The organism is Bacillus sp. ISL-77, assembly GCF_018613105.1.
Genome location: NZ_JAGGQY010000017.1, coordinates 13821 through 30616 on the forward strand (window position 1 = coordinate 13821; position 16796 = coordinate 30616).

Here is a 16796-nt window from a genome sequence, read left to right on the forward strand (position 1 = left end):
GTCTTATTCCTCCTCATCAATCGTAAAACTATCCGTCCTACCGTCCTCCGTAATAATTTGTGTTAATTGTTCTTCGACACTTTTTAATTTATCATGGCAAAGTTTGGACAGCTCCATACCTTCTTTATAGAAGATGATCGCTTCTTCTAACGGTACATCTCCTTCTTCAAGCTTATCCACAATTCGTTCCAATTTAGTCATTGCCTCTTCAAAGGAAATTTTCTTTTCATTCGTCACGTTTTTCGCTCTCCTTACTATTCTCAACTCTACAGAAAAGACTGCCATCCGTTAATTGAATCTGAACTCGCTCATTCATTTTAACTTGATTAATGCTTTTAATCAGTCTGTTTTCTTCTGAATAAGCTAAACTATATCCACGTTCCATGATTTTCAAGGGGCTCAACGCACCTAAGGTCGAAAGGATCCTTTCAAATTCTGTTTGCTTTTTTGAAAGTACTTGCTGCATGGCACGTTTCATCTCTTTATTGGTTAGGTCTAAACGTTTTTGTGCTTCTCGTAATGCCTCGCTTGGATGATTCCTCTGCAAGCGTTTATAAAGAATTTCGTGCTGCCCTTTTTTTATTAAGGACAACCTGGATGTCCCGCGGACCAGCATTTCCGTTAGTTTATCAACCTGCTCAAGCTTTTGTTCATATAATCGATGGGGATAGCGAAAGGCATAGGATTTCTGAACACGAGCTAATCGTTCTTTCTCAAACTGGAATTTTCCCTTCATCGTTCGAAGAAGGCGAGTTTGCCGCTGTAAAACCCTGTCCAATAACTCATCTATATGTGGGACAGCAAGTTCTGCAGCACCAGTCGGGGTTGGAGCGCGTAAATCCGCTACAAAATCAGCAATGGTAAAGTCGGTTTCATGTCCGACGGCTGATATAATCGGGATGTCTGAAGAAAATATCGCTCGGGCAACGAGTTCCTCATTAAAAGCCCATAATTCCTCTATTGATCCCCCGCCGCGTCCAACGATTAGCACATCAATTTCATTCATGCTATTTGCTTTAGCAATAGCCTTAGCAATAGAGGGAGCCGCTTGATCCCCCTGTACAAGGGCAGGAAAAACAAGAATATTAGCGATGGGATACCGTCTTTTAATTGTCGTAATAACATCCCTTATCGCCGCTCCAGTGGGTGAGGTAATCACCCCAACGGTTCTAGGATACAAAGGAATCGCCTTTTTATTTTCTATTGCAAATAATCCTTCTAATTCTAGTCTTTGTTTAAGCTGTTCATAGGCTAAAAACAATTCTCCGATACCATCTGGCCGCATTTCTTTTATATATATTTGATATTGACCACTTGGTTCATAAACGGAAATTTCGCCTCTGACAATTACTTTCATGCCATTTTCTGGTGTGAATTTCATTGTCCTTGACTGACTCGAAAACATAACCGCAAGAATGCGGGCTTTTTCATCCTTTAAGGTAAAATACATATGACCGCTCGAATGCTGTTTGAAATTTGAAATTTCACCTCTAACATGAACATCCCGTAAATGTGGATCCGCATCAAATTTTCTTTTTATGTATTTGGTTAAAGCATTCACAGATAAATATCTTTGTTCCTGCATAGGTAACTCCTTTTTATTCGACCAATAGTCAAATGAACACTCTTCGATTAGCGAAAAACTGTCCTTATCTTATATATATTTATAAAAGATAAGGACAATTTCCTACTTAATTGCGGTCTAGGCTTTCCGCAGCTGATTTTAAGGTATTATACATAAGCATGGTAATGGTCATCGGTCCTACTCCCTTTGGAACAGGCGTGATATATCCAGCTTTTTCGCTTACCTCAGCAAAAGCTACATCTCCGCAAAGCTTTCCGGCTTCATTACGGTTAATTCCAACATCAATGACGACAGCACCGTCTTTTACATGCTCGGCTGTAATAAAATTCGGAATTCCAACAGCAGCAATAAGGATATCCGCTTGGTTTGTATGGAACTTTAGGTCATTAGTTTTAGAATGACAATAGGTTACAGTTGCATGTTGATTTAAAAATAATTGACCAACCGGCTTTCCGACAATATTACTTCTCCCAACCACGACAACATGCTTCCCTGCTATTGAGATACCTGTTTCTTCAAGTAACACCATAATTCCGTACGGCGTACATGGTAAGAAGGCATTCTGCCCTGTCATCATCCTGCCGATATTAATCGGATGAAACCCATCGACATCCTTATTAGGGGAGATCGATTCAATTACTTTTTTTTCGTCAATGTGTTTGGGGATTGGCAGCTGCACCAAAATGCCATGAATATGATCATCCTGATTTAATTCTTCAATTTTTGAGAGTAATTCCTCTTCGGAAACTCCCTCTGGCATTTCAATTAAAACAGAGTTCATCCCAAGTTCTTGGCAGGCTTTTTCTTTATTTGTTACATATGTCCGAGAAGCATGGTTATTTCCGACAAGAATAACTGCTAATCCAGGAGTTACCCCAAGTTTTTTTATTCTGCTAACCTCTTCTGCGATTTCCATTCTTTTTTTTGCCGCAATTTCTTTTCCATCAATAATAGTAGCCGTCATTTTCTCTTCTCCTTTGTTTTAAGAGCATCCAATCAATTAATCGTTAAGAAGTTTTTGTTTCACCTTTGATAGAACACCATTAATAAACTTACTTGATTGGTCATCTCCGTATATTTTTGCTATTTCGATGGCTTCATCTAAAATAACATTTTCCGGAACTTCATTTCGGAAAAACCTCATTTCGTATGTAGCTATTCTTAATAAATTTCGATCGACCGTTGCCAATCGTTCTATGGACCATTTTTCAAGATTTTCACTGATTAAATTGTCAATTAAGGTTTTTTGTTCGACTACCCCTAGAACAAGTTTAGATAGGTACTCGTCACCCGCCTCTCCTTCCAATACATGCTCAATCGCTGCTGATGGCTCAGTGTTGCTTATATCGATTTGAAAAAGTGCCTGTAATGCCTTTTCCCTTGCTGTTCTTCTTTTCATTATACAATTAACTCCTTTAGAGATATTAATTAATTTTTGTCTATTTTTCATACATAAATAGTAAATAAGTATTCGAATAGGTTGCACATAAACGATAATAGCATAACTAAAAATGATTCGCACTCTAAGGTTGTTATTTTTCCAATATGTAAGCACTTTTATTTAGGACTTAATTGCAAATAAAGAAAAACCAAAGGAATTTTCTCCTTTGGTTTCCAAGTTTTAGATCTCTGTGTCAATGCTCTCTGGTTCATTCTTATGGTTTTCAAAGTGTATCCCAACCACATGAATATTTACTTCTTCAGCATCTAAGGCAGTCATATTCAACAATGCTTGACGAATATTATCCTGCACTTTTCCTGCAACGGAAGGAATGGATACTCCAAACTTCATCATACAATAGACATCTACTTTTATTCCTGACTCTGTTAATTCGACTTTTACGCCCTTACCATGGTTTTTCTTCCCTAAACGCTCAACCACACCTGTTGCAAAATTACCACGCATCGAGGCTACACCTTCCACCTCAGAAGCAGCAATGCCTGCAATAACCTCAATCACTTCAGGAGCAATTTCAATTTTCCCATGTCCGTTATTGCCTTGTTCCATTTCCAAGACACTAAACTCACTCATTAATAACACCTCCAGATATTAAATAGACTTCATCACATCATGCAATTCCAAGAATTTGGTATTAAATCCGCCTTCGACGAACTTTTCATGATCTAGCAGTTTTAAATGGAACGGAATCGTTGTATGGATACCTTCAACAACGAATTCACTCAATGCACGTTTCATTCTTGAAATGGCCTCTTCCCTGCTGTTCCCATATGCGATAACCTTCGCAATCATAGAATCGTAATAAGGCGGAATCGTATACCCTGGATAAGCTGCTGAATCAATACGTATGCCAAACCCGCCTGGTGGAAGGTACATGTTGATTTTCCCTGCAGATGGAAGAAAATTCTTTTCTGGGTTTTCGGCATTAATCCGACATTCGATTGCCCATCCTGTAAAAGTGACATCCTGTTGTTTTAACTTTAACTTTTCTCCAGAAGCCACTCGGATTTGTTCTTTAATTAAATCGATTCCAGTGACCATTTCTGTAACAGGATGCTCCACCTGAATTCTGGTGTTCATTTCCATAAAATAAAACTTTCGATTGCGGTAGTCATATATAAATTCTACCGTTCCCGCTCCTGAATAATCAACTGCTTTTGCAGCTTTTACGGCTGCATTACCCATTTCTTCTCGGATTTCCCCATCTAATGCTGGTGATGGTGATTCTTCAAGAAGCTTTTGCAACCTTCGCTGGATTGTGCAATCTCTTTCTCCTAAGTGAATTGTGTTACCAAAGGAGTCAGCAAGGACCTGAATTTCAACATGACGGAAATCCTCAATATATTTTTCAATGTAAACACCAGGATTTCCAAAGGCTGTCATGGCTTCCTGCTGTGTAATATTGATGCCTTTAATTAATTCCTGCTCGTTCTTGGCAACACGAATCCCTTTGCCACCTCCACCAGCTGTTGCTTTTATGATAACTGGGTATTGGATTTTTTTTACAAGTTCAAGTGCCTCATCGATATTATTTATAATCCCAGTTGAACCTGGGACAATTGGGACCCCGGCTTCACGCATAGTCTCCCTTGCGATATCCTTAGTACCCATTCTTGTAATGGCCTCTGGGCTTGGACCCACAAATGTTATATTGCATTCGCGGCAAAGCTCTGCGAAATCTGCGTTTTCGGCTAAAAAGCCATACCCTGGGTGAATGGCATCACAAGCTGTAAGCTTAGCCACACTAATTAGATTTGTTACATTTAAATAACTGTCTTTTGATGAAGTAGGGCCAATGCAATAGGCCTCATCTGCGAGCTGTACATGTAATGCTTCACGATCCGCTTCCGAGTAAACGGCAACAGATTCAATTCCCATTTCCCTGCACGCTCGAATAATTCTAACTGCAATTTCTCCTCTGTTTGCAATTAACAGTTTTTTAATCATCCTGTTATCGCTCCTTATTCAGGCTTTACTAAAAATAAAGGCTGTCCGTATTCTACTAATTGTCCATTTTTAGCAAGTATTTCAACAATTTCGCCGTTAATTTCAGCTTCAATTTCATTAAATAATTTCATAGCTTCCACAATACATACAATCGAATCTGTTGTTACATTAGAACCCAGTTTAACATATGCGTCAGTGTCTGGAGTTGGTGAAGCATAAAAAGTCCCTACCATTGGAGAAACAATTTTATGAAGATTGGATGTATCAGCTTGCTTTACAGTCTCCTCTTTTTGAACTTCCTGGTTTACTTCCTGAACAGGAACGGAAGGTGTTGCTGTAGATAAGACTGGTTGTGCTGGCGATATAAATTGAGTTTCTTGTGGAGCCGGACTTACTTGTGAAACATATGTAACTGCACCATTTTTTTTCATTTTAATTTTTGAACCTTCATTTTCATATACAAATTCATCAATACTTGATTGGTCCACTAATTTAATCAATTCGCGAATTTCTTGTACTTTTAACATTGAGTTACACCCCTCGTACTACAAAATTATGACTAACTACTATAACTATACGATAATACCTAGTGAAAGTTCAATGATGGAAATTATCTCCATTAAAATTTCCCTCTCACATACTTCCTCTCTTATCATAATATTTTTATTAACAAAAGGGAACTTTTACAGTTGGCTGTCATTCAACATATTATTTTAACCTATTTCATGGTATTAAAACAAAAAAGGAAAGTCGTTGACTTTCCTTCAGGCTGTCGAGAATCTTTCGACAGCCTCTTATTTTCTACAATAATTATAACAATTCACCGCGTTAATTCATTAACATATTATTAATATATAGGCTTTGCAACATGTCTGTTGATTTGCGCTCCAGGCACTTCGCTTTCCGCGGGCGTGCCGGGGAGCCTCCTCGGCGCTGAAGCGCCTGCGGGGTCTCCCCTGCCCCGTACTCCCGCAGGAGTCTGCGTGCCTTCCGCGCAAATCAATAGAGCTATAAAATCAATAATGCACTGCTCTTAACACAACCAAACAATAAAAATTAAGTGGTGAAATCTATGTTTAAACCAAGAGTATCTACCCAAAGTGAATATGAAATTGTTTCTATTGATGAATTGGTTCCTGACAATCACCTTCTTCGTTTAATCGATAAATATATTGATCTTTCATTCCTTCTTGAAAAGGTACGTCCTTATTATAGTGATGATAACGGACGCCCTTCCGATCCCACTATTCTCTTTAAAATGATGTTTATTGGATATATTTATGGCATCCGAACCGAGCGACAATTACAAAGAGAAATTGAAATGAATGTTGCCTACCGCTGGTTTTTAGGCCTGAAATTTAAGGATCCTGTTCCACACCACTCAACGATTAGTTGGAATCGCCAACATCGTTTTAAAGGTACCGATATCTTTCAGGAAATATTTGATGAGATTGTTCTCCAGGCAATGAATCACAAGATGGTAGGTGGTCGTGTCTTATTTTCGGATTCTACTCATTTAAAGGCTAACGCTAATAAACATAAATTCACAAAACAAGAAATTGAAGTATAGACTCGTGAATATTTTGATGAATTGAATAAAGCCGCAGAAGAGGACAGATTAGCTCACAGAAAAAAGCCGTTAAAGGAAAGGGAAGAAGTGAAGGAAACTAAAGAAATTCGGGTTAGTACCACTGATTCTGAATGTGGATTTATGTCTCGTGAAAACAAGCAGGAAATGTTTTGTTATCTCGATCACCGGACTACTGATATGAAATTTAACATTATTACCGATGTATATGTTACTCCTGGAAATGTTCATGATTCTGTTCCTTACCTAAGCCGGTTGGACTGTCAGGTCCAACGATTTGGATTTAAGGTAGAAGCTGTGGCACTTGATTCCGGTTATCTCACGAACCCGATTTGTAAGGGATTATCTGACCGAAATATCTTTGGAGTAATTGCCCATAGAAGATTTCATCCTACTACTGGTTTATTCCCAAAATGGAAATTTACATATGAAAAAGAACGAGATCTATACGTTTGTCCTAATAATCAAGAATTACCCTACGGTACAACAAACCGTGAGGGTTATAAAGGATATAAATCTGATTCGAAGAAATGTGAAAACTGCCCACTTCTTTCCCAATGTACACGCTCCAAAAATAAGGTAAAAGTAGTGACACGTCATGTTTGGGAAGAGCACAAGGAAAAGGTAAGGGAAAATCGCTTATCTAAATCTGGAAAAATGCTTTATAAATTTAGAAAGGAAAAAATTGAGCGAAGCTTCGCAGACACAAAAGAGCTGCACGGGCTTCTCTATTGCCGGTTACGGGGATTGAAGAAAGCAAGCGAACAGGCTCTCCTTACAGCAGCCTGCCAAAATATGAAAAAGATTGCAACACAATTAGCAAGGCTAGAAAAAGTGTGTTGCAATTCTTTAGGTTGATTACCTCCCTGTTGATTTCCGCGGAAGGCACGCAGACTCCTGCGGGAGTACGGGGCAGGGGAGACCCCGCAGGAGCATAGCGACGAGGAGGCTCCCCGGCACGCCCGCGGAAAGCGAAGTGCCTAGAGCGGAAATCAACAGGCCCATTAGCAGGTACAATGAATAATTAAATGCTGAGAATAAAAAATTGCCGAGAAAAATACCCTTTCTCGACAATCTGAAGGAAAGTCGTTGACTTTCCTTTTTTGTTACATTTATTTCGTTGGTTGGAATTCTACTGCCACATAATTGGTTTCTCCAATTTCTTTTTTCACCTGTAAGATGATTTTATTGGCCTCAGTTGCTGAAGGTTTCATCTTAGATTTAACTGTGACTCTTACTTTTTCACCATCAGCTCTTACTAATGCATCTTCATAGCCCATTGTTTTAATTAACGTTTCAAGAATTTCTTCTTTTTTGGCCGTTTGATTCAATTTGTCCATTTGATCTTTTACTTTACTTCGCTCAACCGCAGGAATATCTGTGGAGGCCAGCTCGGTCGTTAAATCCTCTCGCTGTTCGCTCCTTAGGTCATCGAGCTTCATACGTAATTCTTCAAACGCTTCATCACCCGCAACAGTTGATACAATTGTTTTATCATCCTTAGCTTCCGTCTTTGTTTTACCCTGATTTTGATCTTTCGCTTTTTGCGAAACAGCAGCTAGATCATTACTCTTCTGTTCCGGAGAGGTAATGTAATAAACAGATAATACAACTACTAAACTTAACATCGTTAATAACCAAACTGTTTGTTTTTTCAATAGCATAGGAAAACACCCCTTTTATTTTTTAGGCATGACAGCAACTCGGTGACTTGGTACATCTAAAGCGCGTGTAACTGCCTCTACAATCCACTTTTTCACTTGTATATTCTCTGCGCCTTTCGCAACCACTAAGACACCGCGAATTTCAGGTTTTTTCGTTTCTACTACAATCGGAACCTCTTTTTCACCCTCACGGATAATCACTAGTTGTTCATCAATTGAGGCTTCCTCAACTTTCCGTTCCCCACCTTCTCGATCTGTTTCTTCAGTCGTTTGTGATTTGGAAACCCTATTTTTTTCAAGCACTTTCTTATCAGTGGAATCAATATTGACAACAACTGTAACATTGTTAACCCCTAGCATTTCCTGAAGGGCTTTCTTAAGCTGATTTTCATATTTTTCTTCATATTTATCCAATGCCTTATTGCTTGAGCCCTTATTTAGACCAAATGCCGGTACATCTTCGGAATCTACTTTTTCACTCGTCGCAACAGGTGTATCAGCTGAGTTCGAATCTGTTTTAAATACAATATTGCCAACAAGCATAAAGGCTGCACCGATACATAGAACAACAAGCATATACTGGTATTTCCCTGGTTTCTTGTCAGATTTACCTTCTATTTTGAGCACCTTTTTAAGCCATGAAAATGGTCCTTGGTTGTTATTCATTTTGGTTATTAATCCCCCCTTCAATCGAAACTTCAACTGTTTTTTCGGTCACATTCCATTTTTGCGAAAGAAAAGCGGCAATTTTTTCAGCTTCTTCTGTTGAGCTTTTAGATGGAAGAGGTGTTTCTGTGTTAATTTCGACTTGTTTGATCGCTTCGACTGTCTTCACTTCATTTTCTGGTTGCTTCAGAAGAACCATAACCTTTTGGAGGTTGTCTGGGAATGCTTGGTCGCTTTCTTCATTTGTAGCAAGATCAATTTTTGCTATCTCCAATCCGTATTGTTCCATCAACTCCTCTTTCACGTCCTTTTTCAGTTGGACAGCCATTTCTTCTAAAATATATGCATGTTGTTGGGCTTGTATTTCTTTTTTCTTTAAATCTATTGAATTTTTCATATTTTTTTCTCCAGGAGCTTGATATGAAGGGATCGAACCCATTGCTGATTCAAAATCCTTGGAAATCAATTTAAAGATTGGGGTAAGAATAATGGCAATTAAAAGGAGTCCTGTAACCATTTTTGTGTACTTTTGCATACTTGAATTGGGGAGGAGCATATCAATTACCGTGGCTAACAAGATAAAGAGAATAATATTCGTTACCCACTCTATTAAAAATTCCATATGAATCCCCCCTATCTCATCATCATCGTCAGATTTCCTGCCGCAACTATAACTGTTATACATAAAAAGAACATCAGTGAAACGATTCCTAAAGCAGCAAAGACATAAATGACACTCTTACTAATAATATCCAAGCAGGTAATGATTGGCCCTCCGCCTAATGGCTGCAAGATAGCGGCAGCGAATTTATAGATAAAGGCAATCATTAAGATTTTAATGGCTGGGAAGGCTACAATGATAAGTAGGATACCAACACCAGCAATGCCTACTGTATTTTTTAATAGGACAGATGCACTAACCACCGTATCTGTAGCATCTGTAAACATCCGGCCGATTACAGGTATAAAGTTCCCCGTTACAAATTTCGCTGTCCTGATCGTAACACCATCTGTTACAGCTGCTGATGCTCCCTGTACTGAAATAACACCTAGAAACACAGTCAAGAAGATTCCCATTAACCCAATGCTCCAGTTTCTTAGCAGGGCAGCTAATTGTGACACTTTATACTGTTCTGACATCGTGCTTACAATACTCAACAAGGTGGCTAGAAACAGGAGAGGCAGGATAATATACTGCATGAATAAACCGCTTATATTCATTAAAAACAAGATCACCGGATGAAAGAAAGCTGCTGATATAAGACCGCCAGAGGCTGCAATTAATGCGAGTAACAGTGGAACAAGTGCTAGCACAAAGGAGATCATCGATCCGATTGCTTCATTTGTATAACTGATGGCGATATGGAAACTATTCAGGGCAATTATGACTAAGACCATATAAACGATTGAATATGCGACCTTGCTAATCGCGCTTTTCTCGAAGGCATTCTGCATCGATTGAAGGAACATACTAAAGATGGTTAGCATGATCAATGACCCCAGCAATTTTCCATTAGAAACAAACTCTTGAAAGGCAAACTTTACTATTCCCAACCCCCATTGTTTAAATGAGAATTTCTTCTCGCCGCTAACAAAGTCATACAAGCTTCCCTTCTGGCTTTCGGGAAGAAATCCCCCGTATTTATAGGTAATATCCTCCCAAAATTGTTTGAGTTCTGTAATATCAAGGGATTTAAGCTGGGCATCAACTAACTCCTGCGGAGAAAGAGGGTTTGGGTCTTTAGTCTCTTCGGCAGCTTGTACACCTGTAAAGGATAAAAAAAAGAATACAAGAACTATAATAGGAATAAACTGCAATCGCTGCTTCAATTCTATCTACACCTCTTTTTCAGGTTTGTCATCAACTAGGAATAAGTTTGATTATCGTTTCAATCAAAACAGTTAGAATTGGGATCGCCATAGCAAGGATAATAATTTTTCCAGCTAATTCAATTTTAGAAGAGAGTGCTCCCTGACCAGCATCCTTTGTAATCTGGGCGGCAAATTCAGCAATATAAGCAATTCCAATGATTTTTAAAATCGTTTCGATATAAACCATATTCACTTTTGCATTCACTGCCAGTTTCTCAAGCATATGAATGATTTCATAAATTTTATCCACCAAAAAAAGAAAAATAACACAACCTACAAAGACAACTAAGAGGAATGCAAAATTTGGCTTTTGTTCTTTCACAATTAAAGCTAGAAAGGTTGCTACAAGAGCTATGCCAACTATTTTTATGATTTCAATCTTAGGGCCCCCCCTTCTATTGATATAAAAATACAGATTTAATTTTTTGGAAGAGATCATCCACAATGGATGCTACCTGAAATAATATATAGATAAACCCAAACAACGTTACCCACTGTGCGTATTCTTTTTTCCCCACCTGGTCAAGAACGGTATGCAAAAAGGCAACAACTATTCCCACACCAGCAATTTTAAAAATAATATCCACTTCTAACCCCATTGCATTTCCCCCTAAAATAATAAAATAATCAGTAATAATCCTGATAAGAATCCGAGACTCTTGATCATTTTTTCGTATGTTGCTTGGGCTTGAATTGCATCCGCCTCTTCTCTTTCAAGATGTGTTAGTGTCAGCATGATATGTTTTTGCTGGGACATACGATCATGTCGACCCAGGGTTTCCCCAAATTGCTTCATAATTTCAAATTCTCCCTGCTTTAATGCTGTAGAATTCCATATTTCTCTTAAACTTGTTTCCCAAGCGTCTCTTACCGTTGTTTCGGTGTCTGTTAATTTCTTGGAAAAGGACTCAAAAAAGGTTGAAAGCGGCTTTGTAAGCTGTTCTGCTAACCTTCTGGCTGCTTCATGTAATGGCGTATGGCCGTACATTATTTCTGCTTCAAGTGATTGAAGTGCAGTCCTTAATGCCCTAAGCTGCCTTGGTCGTTCACTAAAACGTCTGGAAATCTCAAATCCGATCCATGTTGTTGCGACAATTATGAAAACAGCACCTATAAGCTTAATCATTTATGTCACTCTCACTTTTTGATTCATTTCTTTACCATTTCCATCTAAAATATGAGTAATAGTTCCCGGCCCTGATGCCCTGCTAAGGACAACAAAACGTTGAAAAATTTTTTGATCAAGAATCGTCCGTAAAGATGGTCTATTTCTAACTTCTTCAATGCTCGTCCCATGAGTGGTCATCATTAACTTTATTCCCGCATGAACAGCCTCTTGGATGGCTTCAGCATCTTCTTTCCGGCCTATTTCATCAACAACCAGAATATCTGGACTCATCGAGCGAATCATCATCATCATTCCTTCAGCTTTCGGACAGGCATCTAGCACATCCAAACGGTCACCAAAGGTCAATTGCGGTATCCCATTAACACACCCAGCAATTTCACTTCGTTCATCTACAATCCCTACCTTATTTGCCTGTATGCCCCTTGCTAAGTAACCTGAGGATGCAATTCTTGCAATATCACGCAGTAATGTTGTTTTTCCAGTTTGGGGCGGACCAATCACCATCGTATGCATCCAATTTCCCTGATAGATATATGGGATAATTGGTTCAGCTATCCCTACCTTTTCCCTAGCTATCCGAATATTAAAAGAGGAAATGTCCCTGATCGCCTTGACCTTTCCACCCTCGAGGATCACCTTACCAGCCAGCCCAATCCGATGTCCCCCGGAAACAGTTATAAATCCTTGCTTAAGTTCCTCTTCGAGGGTATAGATGGAGAAATGACTTATTTTATTCATTAGGTGAAACGCATCATCAGGCTGGACAATATACGGTAAAAACCTGGGTGCGCCTTTCATCGTCATTTCAATCGGTCGGTTAATTCGTATGCGGATTTCTTCCAGTTCTTCTTTTTGGTTAGGAGGGATTTTGCTGATTAGGTCGGCTATATTTTTTGGTAAAAAGTTTAGGATCGTTTCCACGTGTGCAACCTCCTCGTATTTGCCTTTCTCATTATTTAAAATGTATGCCTGCTTGGTCACATTATGACTTTCAAAACTGTCATTTCTTTTCTATTTTCTGAGATGAATGCTAGAACAAAAATAAGATAAGTAGAAAGGGATAAATTTTAATATCGGAACATTTTTGGAGGTCAGTCGTATTTTAAAGAAAGAATAAACATAAGGGGGAGAGGGAAGTGTATAATTACCATCCGTTAAATCGAAATGGATTACCTCCCAAGGACTATTTAATTAAAGTGTCTGGTGAAGGAGAAATGGCAATCCAACCTGACTCCGCTTCGGTAAACCTAGGAATTATAACGGAAAGCAAGCAAGTAATAACCGCCCAGCAGCAGAATTCTCTTGAAGTAACAAAGGTAATCGACTCTCTTATTTCACTGGGAATTACCCAAAATAATATACAAACCTTCGATTATCGAATTGATTCAGATTACGATTATGACCAAGGGAAACAAATATTTCGTGGTTATAAAATAACCCATATCCTGCAGGTAAAAATAGAGGACTTATCAATCGTTGGCAAGGTCGTGGATACCGCTGTTCAAAACGGTGTGAACTATGTTTCTAACGTCCAATTTACAGTGAAAGACAAAGAGTCTTTTTATAAACAGGTCTTAGTTATGGCAGTAAATAATGCAATTGAAAGGGCTAAAACCATTGCAGGGACCTTAAATGTATCGTTAATCCCCACACCGAGGTTAATTATCGAAGGAGGCAGAACGGTCCAGCCTGTTATTAACCAGCCTGGAGCTTTCGTGAAAGGAGCTGCCTCCACACAAATTGAACCAGGACAAATAACAGTCAAGGCTGATGTGATCGCAGAATTTCACTTTAAACCGTTTTAGAAAAAGGCTGTGTAAGGGACATTGTAGATTTTATAGCCTACGTTGATTGGAGCGGAAGGCGCGAAGACTCCTGCGGGAGGACGAGGCTCCCCGGACCGCTCGCGAAAAGCGAAGCGCCTGGAGCGGAAATCAACTTGGCTAGTTAACAAAGCCAAGAAAAAAAGATTGAACCTTATAATCAGGTTCAATCCTTTTTTGTGAGTTTATTTATCATATTTCTTCGCCCAATTATATAACTGCATTTCTGTAACTGGACCGTTAAAATGTTCTCTAATAATTCCTTGTTTATCAATCACAAAGGTTTCAGGCTGCCCTGTCACATTATACATTTTAGAAACCTTTGCATTATAATCAAATAAATAGTTCATTCCAGCTTTATTTTTCTCTGTTACTTTATTAATCTTATCCATTGTCTCGCCGCGATTAATCATAAGAAAATGATATTGATCACCATATTCTTTTTGGAAGGATTCTAGCTCTGGTAACTCCTCTTTACATGGAGCACACCAACTGGCAAAATAGTTCAGAATAACCACTTCCCCCTTAAAATCGGAGAGCTTGGTTGTACTTCCATCCAAATTTGGCAACGAAAAATTATATGCCTGATCACCAACATCTGTATGTTCACCTTTTGTAACTAAACTATAACCAAAGAAACCAAACATACCAACAATAAGAATCAATACGAGTAATTTGATGACCCGCTTGTTCATCGTATTTCCTCCTGACACCAGTAAGGTTCTATGCAAAAGGCCTGTTAATGCTTCACAGGCCTAATTATTACTACTAGTTATTTTTCTAGTTGTTTTAAGAATTCAATTTCCTTCTTAAGCTTTGAGTGTCTTTTACCGAGTATTAACATATATCCAAAAATAACAACCCATGCAACAGAATAGGCACCATACATAAATTCAAAACCCATGATAAATTCCTCCTATTTTTCCAATTCTTCTCTTAATTTTTCTTTATACCGCTCTACTTTAAGTTTCATATTTTCAAAAGAAACACCTTTATGAAGAAGGTATGAATATAGAATGGTAAATGCTGCAAGTGAAACAAACAACGCCACTAGCATAGAACTCTCAATACCTCCACCTTTTTGGGAAGGTCCCTCACCAAACACGATTGGGTGAAACTTTGTTTGCCACCAGCGAATCGCGAAAAATACGATTGGAACATCAGCAAACCCGATGATTCCAAATACAGCAGCAAGTCTGGCTTTTTTATCCCATACTCCATCCATTTGACGAATCATAATGTAGGCTATATAGATAAAGAAAAGAATTAACGTTGTAATTAACCGCGGCTCCCAAACCCACCAAGTATTCCATGATGATTTTGCCCAAATTGGACCAGTTGTTAAGACAATGATTGTAAAGACCACACCAATTTCTGCAGAAATATAAGCATAGGTGTCAAATATTCTTTTCCGCTTGACTAAGAATAAAATACTGAATACAAATGTCACAAAAAATGCCATGAACGCCAGCCATGCTGAGCTAACATGAAAATAAAAGATTTTTTGGGCTGCTCCCATTGTTACTTCTTCAGCAGAAAAGATAAAGATAAAATAAAGGGCGACAAACATGGAAATAACTGTAGAACCAAACAAAATCTTTGATAGATCTGGGCTCTTCTTAGCAGTTAATTGAGATCCAGTAAGTACCGCTTTCTCTCGTTCGAGATTCATACTCATCACTTAAACCTCCAGCACATAATCAATTAATAAGAAACAAACAACAAAGAAGATAACATCGTACGCAGTGACCAACTGAATCCAAGCGACTGCACTTGAAAATTTCTCCATATTCGTTAAGATGATTCGAGTGGCTTGAACAACACCGATTAGGATTGGCGTTGTAATTGGAAACAGCAATAGTGGAAGCAGCATCTCACTGCTTTTGGAATTGGCTGCCAATGCCGCCAAGAATGTTCCAATAGCGATAAATCCAAAACTGCCTAAGAATACAACTAAGATAAAATAAGGAATGCTCCCAAAAAATTTAAAATCAAATAACAAAAATAAAAACGGGATGGAAACCAGTTCTACGATCAGCATCATCGCAAAATTGGCTAAGAACTTTCCTAAATAAATGCTCGCTGCCTCCATTGGTGCAACCAATAATCCTTGCATCGTATCATTTCTCTGCTCGGATATAAATGATCTGTTAAGACCTAAAATTCCAGCAAAGACGATAATGACCCAAATGACTCCTGGTATAACTGCTTTTGTTGTATTATTGGCAGGGTCAAAGGCGAAGCTGAAAACAACAATCACCAGACCAGCGAAAATAATTTGGGTCACCATAATTTGTTTTGTTTTTAATTCGGAATATAAATCCTTTTTTGCTAGTAAGAGGGCGGTTCGAAAAAGGTTCATGATACTCCCTCCACTAATTGCTCATATTTTTCTGAAACAAAACCTAAGTTTTGATTTTCAATCCTAAAATCATCGACGATCTTGCCATTTTTCACAATGATAATTCTGTCACAGATTTCAGCTGCTTGTTTGAAATCATGTGTAACCATTAAAGTAGTCGTGCCTTTTGCTTTCATGGAAAGAATAACGTTATTAAGAATGGTAATCGCTCCTTGGTCTAATCCTGTGTGTGGTTCGTCCAAAAGGAGAATTTCCGGTTCATGAACAATCGCTCGTGCAATTGCAATCCGTTGAATCATTCCACGGGAGAAATTCTTTACCGGTTCATTTAAAAAGAATGACAATCCTACTTCTTTGACAAGCGCAATCGCTCGTTGTTCAACATTTTTAACACCATAGATATTCCCAAAGAACACAATATTTTCTAATGGAGTGTAATGGTCATAAAGCAAACTGGAATGGGGTAAATAACCCATTATTTTTTTTATTTCAATATGATTTTTTTTCAAATCCATATTATTAACCAATATAGACCCAGATGTAGGTTTTATTAAGGTTGCTAGTACTTTTAGAAGCGTACTTTTTCCGGCACCATTTGGTCCAAGGATGGCAACCGTTTCTCCTTTTTTGATTGAGAGGTCTACACCACGAAGGATGAGCTTATTATCCGCTTGCTTTGTTAGCTTTTTTATTTCTATCAT

General features: G+C 38.4%; 21 protein-coding genes and 1 pseudogene. 2 read left to right on the forward strand and 20 right to left on the reverse strand.

Annotation, left to right across the window (positions count from 1 at the left end):
• Positions 1-3 precede the first annotated feature (3 nt).
• The 7 genes from J7E77_RS06095 to accB form a co-directional block, all read right to left on the reverse strand.
• Positions 4-237, reverse strand: coding sequence for an exodeoxyribonuclease VII small subunit (locus tag J7E77_RS06095; protein WP_308160434.1), 234 nt, complete (start codon positions 235-237; stop codon positions 4-6).
• Positions 227-1585 (reverse strand): exodeoxyribonuclease VII large subunit, encoded by a 1359-nt coding sequence (gene xseA / locus J7E77_RS06100; RefSeq protein WP_214713111.1) that lies wholly within the window; start codon positions 1583-1585, stop codon positions 227-229. Before xseA ends, J7E77_RS06095 begins: the two co-directional genes overlap by 11 nt.
• A gap of 106 nt (positions 1586-1691) precedes the next feature.
• The gene (gene folD / locus J7E77_RS06105; protein ID WP_214713112.1) at positions 1692-2549 is read right to left on the reverse strand and encodes a bifunctional methylenetetrahydrofolate dehydrogenase/methenyltetrahydrofolate cyclohydrolase FolD; all 858 of its coding nucleotides are present in this window, start codon (positions 2547-2549) and stop codon (positions 1692-1694) included.
• Positions 2550-2585: 36 nt separating this feature from the next.
• Positions 2586-2984 (reverse strand): transcription antitermination factor NusB, encoded by a 399-nt coding sequence (gene nusB, locus J7E77_RS06110; RefSeq protein ID WP_214713113.1) that lies wholly within the window; start codon positions 2982-2984, stop codon positions 2586-2588.
• Between the two features lie 222 nt (positions 2985-3206).
• Complete coding sequence (locus tag J7E77_RS06115) at positions 3207-3617, reverse strand: Asp23/Gls24 family envelope stress response protein (RefSeq protein ID WP_214713114.1); 411 nt, start codon at positions 3615-3617, stop codon at positions 3207-3209.
• Between the two features lie 18 nt (positions 3618-3635).
• Positions 3636-4991 carry an acetyl-CoA carboxylase biotin carboxylase subunit gene (gene accC, locus J7E77_RS06120; RefSeq protein WP_214713115.1) on the reverse strand — a complete coding sequence of 452 codons (1356 nt, stop codon included), beginning with the start codon at positions 4989-4991 and terminating at the stop codon, positions 3636-3638.
• A 14-nt stretch (positions 4992-5005) separates the two neighbouring features.
• Complete coding sequence (gene accB, locus J7E77_RS06125) at positions 5006-5518, reverse strand: acetyl-CoA carboxylase biotin carboxyl carrier protein (RefSeq protein WP_214713116.1); 513 nt, start codon at positions 5516-5518, stop codon at positions 5006-5008.
• Between the two features lie 545 nt (positions 5519-6063).
• Here accB and J7E77_RS06130 point away from each other — a divergent pair.
• Positions 6064-7437 (forward strand): annotated as a pseudogene (locus J7E77_RS06130) (IS1182 family transposase).
• 254 nt (positions 7438-7691) lie between these two features.
• Here the strand turns inward: J7E77_RS06130 and J7E77_RS06135 are convergent.
• Genes J7E77_RS06135 through spoIIIAA form a run of 8 tightly spaced genes read right to left on the reverse strand, consistent with a single transcriptional unit; the run spans position 7692 to position 12831 of the window.
• Positions 7692-8243: a SpoIIIAH-like family protein gene (locus J7E77_RS06135; RefSeq protein ID WP_214713117.1), complete on the reverse strand. Its 552-nt coding sequence runs from the start codon at positions 8241-8243 to the stop codon at positions 7692-7694.
• Positions 8244-8258: 15 nt separating this feature from the next.
• A complete protein-coding gene (spoIIIAG, locus tag J7E77_RS06140; RefSeq protein WP_214713118.1) occupies positions 8259-8909 on the reverse strand; it encodes a stage III sporulation protein AG in 651 nt (216 codons plus the stop codon).
• A complete protein-coding gene (spoIIIAF, locus tag J7E77_RS06145) occupies positions 8902-9531 on the reverse strand; it encodes a stage III sporulation protein AF (RefSeq protein ID WP_214713119.1) in 630 nt (209 codons plus the stop codon). Before spoIIIAF ends, spoIIIAG begins: the two co-directional genes overlap by 8 nt.
• A gap of 11 nt (positions 9532-9542) precedes the next feature.
• Complete coding sequence (spoIIIAE, locus tag J7E77_RS06150) at positions 9543-10739, reverse strand: stage III sporulation protein AE (RefSeq protein ID WP_214713120.1); 1197 nt, start codon at positions 10737-10739, stop codon at positions 9543-9545.
• Between the two features lie 31 nt (positions 10740-10770).
• A complete protein-coding gene (gene spoIIIAD / locus J7E77_RS06155; RefSeq protein WP_214713121.1) occupies positions 10771-11220 on the reverse strand; it encodes a stage III sporulation protein AD in 450 nt (149 codons plus the stop codon).
• Complete coding sequence (gene spoIIIAC / locus J7E77_RS06160) at positions 11177-11380, reverse strand: stage III sporulation protein AC (RefSeq protein ID WP_066060661.1); 204 nt, start codon at positions 11378-11380, stop codon at positions 11177-11179. Before spoIIIAC ends, spoIIIAD begins: the two co-directional genes overlap by 44 nt.
• 11 nt (positions 11381-11391) lie before the next feature.
• Positions 11392-11907, reverse strand: coding sequence for a stage III sporulation protein SpoIIIAB (gene spoIIIAB / locus J7E77_RS06165; RefSeq protein ID WP_214713122.1), 516 nt, complete (start codon positions 11905-11907; stop codon positions 11392-11394).
• Complete coding sequence (spoIIIAA, locus tag J7E77_RS06170) at positions 11908-12831, reverse strand: stage III sporulation protein AA (RefSeq protein ID WP_088088929.1); 924 nt, start codon at positions 12829-12831, stop codon at positions 11908-11910.
• Positions 12832-13046: 215 nt separating this feature from the next.
• Between spoIIIAA and J7E77_RS06175 the strand changes: the two genes are divergently transcribed.
• Entirely contained in the window at positions 13047-13715 is a 669-nt protein-coding gene (locus J7E77_RS06175; RefSeq protein WP_214713123.1) for an SIMPL domain-containing protein, read from the forward strand.
• A 203-nt stretch (positions 13716-13918) separates the two neighbouring features.
• On the opposite strand, the gene J7E77_RS06180 is transcribed toward J7E77_RS06175, so the two are convergent.
• The 5 genes from J7E77_RS06180 to J7E77_RS06200 all read right to left on the reverse strand — a co-directional run bounded on the left by J7E77_RS06180 (position 13919) and on the right by J7E77_RS06200 (position 16796).
• Positions 13919-14428 (reverse strand): TlpA family protein disulfide reductase, encoded by a 510-nt coding sequence (locus J7E77_RS06180; protein ID WP_214713124.1) that lies wholly within the window; start codon positions 14426-14428, stop codon positions 13919-13921.
• Positions 14429-14505: 77 nt separating this feature from the next.
• Positions 14506-14637 carry a CcmD family protein gene (locus tag J7E77_RS06185; protein WP_168245039.1) on the reverse strand — a complete coding sequence of 44 codons (132 nt, stop codon included), beginning with the start codon at positions 14635-14637 and terminating at the stop codon, positions 14506-14508.
• A gap of 12 nt (positions 14638-14649) precedes the next feature.
• The gene (locus tag J7E77_RS06190; RefSeq protein WP_214713125.1) at positions 14650-15411 is read right to left on the reverse strand and encodes a cytochrome c biogenesis protein; all 762 of its coding nucleotides are present in this window, start codon (positions 15409-15411) and stop codon (positions 14650-14652) included.
• A gap of 3 nt (positions 15412-15414) precedes the next feature.
• On the reverse strand, positions 15415-16095 hold the full coding sequence (locus J7E77_RS06195) for a heme exporter protein CcmB (RefSeq protein ID WP_168245041.1): 681 nt from the start codon (positions 16093-16095) through the stop codon (positions 15415-15417).
• Positions 16092-16796 carry an ABC transporter ATP-binding protein gene (locus J7E77_RS06200; RefSeq protein WP_214713126.1) on the reverse strand — a complete coding sequence of 235 codons (705 nt, stop codon included), beginning with the start codon at positions 16794-16796 and terminating at the stop codon, positions 16092-16094. The genes J7E77_RS06195 and J7E77_RS06200 overlap by 4 nt, the downstream gene beginning before the upstream one ends.

Excerpts from the sequence above, each read along its gene's own strand:
- J7E77_RS06185 (WP_168245039.1), bottom strand. The coding sequence starts at position 14,637 with ATGGGTTTTGAATTTATGTATGGTGCCTATTCTGTTGCATGGGTTGTT.
- spoIIIAF (WP_214713119.1), bottom strand. The coding sequence starts at position 9,531 with ATGGAATTTTTAATAGAGTGGGTAACGAATATTATTCTCTTTATCTTG.
- spoIIIAD (WP_214713121.1), bottom strand. The coding sequence starts at position 11,220 with ATGATCTCTTCCAAAAAATTAAATCTGTATTTTTATATCAATAGAAGG.
- spoIIIAG (WP_214713118.1), bottom strand. The coding sequence starts at position 8,909 with ATGAATAACAACCAAGGACCATTTTCATGGCTTAAAAAGGTGCTCAAA.
- accC (WP_214713115.1), bottom strand. The coding sequence starts at position 4,991 with ATGATTAAAAAACTGTTAATTGCAAACAGAGGAGAAATTGCAGTTAGA.
- J7E77_RS06115 (WP_214713114.1), bottom strand. The coding sequence starts at position 3,617 with ATGAGTGAGTTTAGTGTCTTGGAAATGGAACAAGGCAATAACGGACAT.
- J7E77_RS06200 (WP_214713126.1), bottom strand. The coding sequence starts at position 16,796 with ATGATAGAAATAAAAAAGCTAACAAAGCAAGCGGATAATAAGCTCATC.
- xseA (WP_214713111.1), bottom strand. The coding sequence starts at position 1,585 with ATGCAGGAACAAAGATATTTATCTGTGAATGCTTTAACCAAATACATA.
- spoIIIAC (WP_066060661.1), bottom strand. The coding sequence starts at position 11,380 with ATGGGGTTAGAAGTGGATATTATTTTTAAAATTGCTGGTGTGGGAATA.
- J7E77_RS06135 (WP_214713117.1), bottom strand. The coding sequence starts at position 8,243 with ATGCTATTGAAAAAACAAACAGTTTGGTTATTAACGATGTTAAGTTTA.
- nusB (WP_214713113.1), bottom strand. The coding sequence starts at position 2,984 with ATGAAAAGAAGAACAGCAAGGGAAAAGGCATTACAGGCACTTTTTCAA.
- spoIIIAB (WP_214713122.1), bottom strand. The coding sequence starts at position 11,907 with ATGATTAAGCTTATAGGTGCTGTTTTCATAATTGTCGCAACAACATGG.
- accB (WP_214713116.1), bottom strand. The coding sequence starts at position 5,518 with ATGTTAAAAGTACAAGAAATTCGCGAATTGATTAAATTAGTGGACCAA.
- J7E77_RS06190 (WP_214713125.1), bottom strand. The coding sequence starts at position 15,411 with ATGAGTATGAATCTCGAACGAGAGAAAGCGGTACTTACTGGATCTCAA.
- folD (WP_214713112.1), bottom strand. The coding sequence starts at position 2,549 with ATGACGGCTACTATTATTGATGGAAAAGAAATTGCGGCAAAAAAAAGA.
- J7E77_RS06180 (WP_214713124.1), bottom strand. The coding sequence starts at position 14,428 with ATGAACAAGCGGGTCATCAAATTACTCGTATTGATTCTTATTGTTGGT.
- J7E77_RS06195 (WP_168245041.1), bottom strand. The coding sequence starts at position 16,095 with ATGAACCTTTTTCGAACCGCCCTCTTACTAGCAAAAAAGGATTTATAT.